The 2,301-nt window shown below is 48.5% G+C and carries 3 protein-coding genes; all 3 read left to right on the top strand.

What is annotated here, in order from left to right:
• Positions 1-964 (top strand): 16S rRNA (cytosine(967)-C(5))-methyltransferase RsmB (rsmB, locus tag ACJMLT_RS02860; RefSeq protein ID WP_405726304.1); only part of this gene is annotated, 964 nt, incomplete at its 5' end.
• A 3-nt stretch (positions 965-967) separates the two neighbouring features.
• A complete protein-coding gene (gene rlmN / locus ACJMLT_RS02855; protein ID WP_405726301.1) occupies positions 968-2,017 on the top strand; it encodes a 23S rRNA (adenine(2503)-C(2))-methyltransferase RlmN in 1,050 nt (349 codons plus the stop codon).
• Between the two features lie 33 nt (positions 2,018-2,050).
• A partial coding sequence (locus ACJMLT_RS02850) for a PP2C family protein-serine/threonine phosphatase (RefSeq protein ID WP_405726298.1) occupies positions 2,051-2,301 on the top strand: 251 nt, incomplete at its 3' end.

The following is a 2,301-nucleotide window of genomic DNA, read 5'->3' as shown; positions in this document are numbered from 1 at the left end:
TGCGAAGAAGAAAACGGAAGTGTCTATGCCTGAAAAAGGCACGGCGGAATATCTTTCTGTGGCCTATTCTCATCCCCTGTGGCTGGTGCGCATGTGGGTGGCTTATTACGGCTATGAAGATGCGGAAAAGATCTGCCTGTTCGACAACGAAGCACCTGATGTGACTATTCGCGTGAATACGCTGAAAACAAATAAGGCAGAATTGAAAGAGATGCTGGAAAAAGCGGGTGTAGGAGTAAAAGAAGGGCGAGTTTCCGAAAATGCCCTGCATCTGACAAAAACAGCAGACTTGAGCCGACTGGAAGCTTTCCAGAAAGGGCTGTTCCATGTGCAGGATGAAAGCTCTCAGCTGGCGGTGAAGATTTTAGACCCCAAAAAGGGCGAAAGCATCATGGATATGTGTGCGGCTCCCGGCGGGAAAAGCTTTACAGCGGCAGAACAGATGGAAAACGAAGGAAATCTGATTTCCTGTGATATTTATGAGCATAAGATCGAACTGATGGAGGAAGGGGCGGAACGCCTCGGCATCAGTATGATGGCATGCAAGGTGAAAGATGCGGCGGAAAAAGAGGAAGAACATGAAAGGTTCGACCGTATTCTGGTGGACGCACCCTGCTCCGGTTTGGGGCTGATGCGCAAAAAGCCGGATATCCGCCTGAAAAAAGACGGCAATGAAATTGACAGCCTGACAGCCATCCAGAAAGAAATTCTGGAAAATGCGGCAGGCTATGTGAAAAAGGGCGGCGTACTGGTTTACAGCACCTGTACCCTGTGCCGCAAGGAAAATGAAAAAAATCTGGAATGGTTTTTGAAAAATCACCCCGAATTCGAAGCTGAGGATATTACAGCCTTCCTGCCCGAAGGGTGGAAAACGGAGACAGCAGAACAGGGCTATATTACTCTGCTGCCCCATAAAACAGGAACAGACGGTTTTTTCATTTCCAGAATGAGAAGAAAGGATTAAGATATGGCAAAAATTGATATCAAATCCATGAATGTAAATGAACTGGAGGACCTCTTGAAGGAATTGGGGGAACCCAAATTCCGTGCAAAGCAGATCTTCGACTGGCTCCATGCCAAACAGGTGGACGGTTTTGAGGAAATGACGAACCTTTCCAAAGGACTGCGGGAAAAACTTTCCGAAACAGCATCTATCAATGGCGTGAAGATTGTACGAAAACTGGTTTCCCAGATCGATGGAACAAGAAAATACCTCTTTGCCCTTTCCGATGGTGCGATCATCGAAAGTGTATTGATGAAATATGAGCATGGCAATACGGTTTGTATTTCCACGCAGGTTGGCTGTCGTATGGGCTGTAAATTCTGTGCCTCCACTTTGGACGGTGTGGAAAGAGGTCTGACGGCGGGGGAAATGCTTTCCCAGATCTATGCCATCCAGAAGGACTGCGGGGAACGGGTTCATGGCACGGTGCTGATGGGCAGCGGTGAACCGTTGGATAACTATGATAATGTGGTAAAATTCCTGCGTCTGATCAATGACCCCAAGGGACAGAACATGGGACAGAGACACATTACTCTTTCTACTTGCGGTCTGGTAGATAAGATTTACGATCTGGCAGAGGAAGACCTGCAGATCACACTGGCGGTTTCCCTCCATGCACCCAATGACGGCATCCGTACACAGACCATGCCCATTGCAAAGGTTTACAGCATGGAAAAACTGCTGCAGGCCTGCAGAGATTATGCAGACAGAACAAAACGCCGCATTACCTTCGAATATGCCCTCATTCACGGCGTAAATGACGGGGATGAACATGCGTGGGAACTGGTAAAGAAGCTGCGTGACATGCTCTGTCATGTAAACCTGATCCCTGTCAATGACGTAAAGGAAAGAAATTATGTGAAAAGTACCGCCGAACGGGTGAAACGCTTTGCGTCCATCCTCAATGAAAACGGCGTGGAAACTACCGTCAGACGGAAACTGGGCAGCGATATCGATGCGGCCTGCGGTCAGCTGAGACGGAGCCATATGAAAGAACAGTCGGAAGCAGACTGAGAAAAAACAGATTCACCAGAGGAGGTGGACGACTTGAAAGCAGTTGGGATGAGCGATATTGGCAGATGTCGCAAAAATAATGAAGATGCATACTACATCTCAGCGGGGGAAGACCCAGCAGAGAATTTATATCTGGTGGCAGATGGTATGGGCGGATGCAATGCCGGTGAGGTGGCATCCAGCAGTGCCATCGAAGCCTTTCTTGCCCATTTCTGGAAAGAAATGAAGCATGCCACCAGTGAGGATATGCTGGATATGATGACGGGAGCTATGGCGGCAGCCAA

Source organism: Anaerotignum sp., from assembly GCF_045122575.1.
Classification (GTDB): domain Bacteria; phylum Bacillota; class Clostridia; order Lachnospirales; family Anaerotignaceae; genus Anaerotignum_A.
The sequence above is the reverse complement of the archived record's forward strand: the minus strand, read 5'-3'. Positions and strand labels throughout refer to the sequence as shown.

Excerpts from the sequence above, each read along its gene's own strand:
- rlmN (WP_405726301.1), top strand. The coding sequence starts at position 968 with ATGGCAAAAATTGATATCAAATCCATGAATGTAAATGAACTGGAGGAC.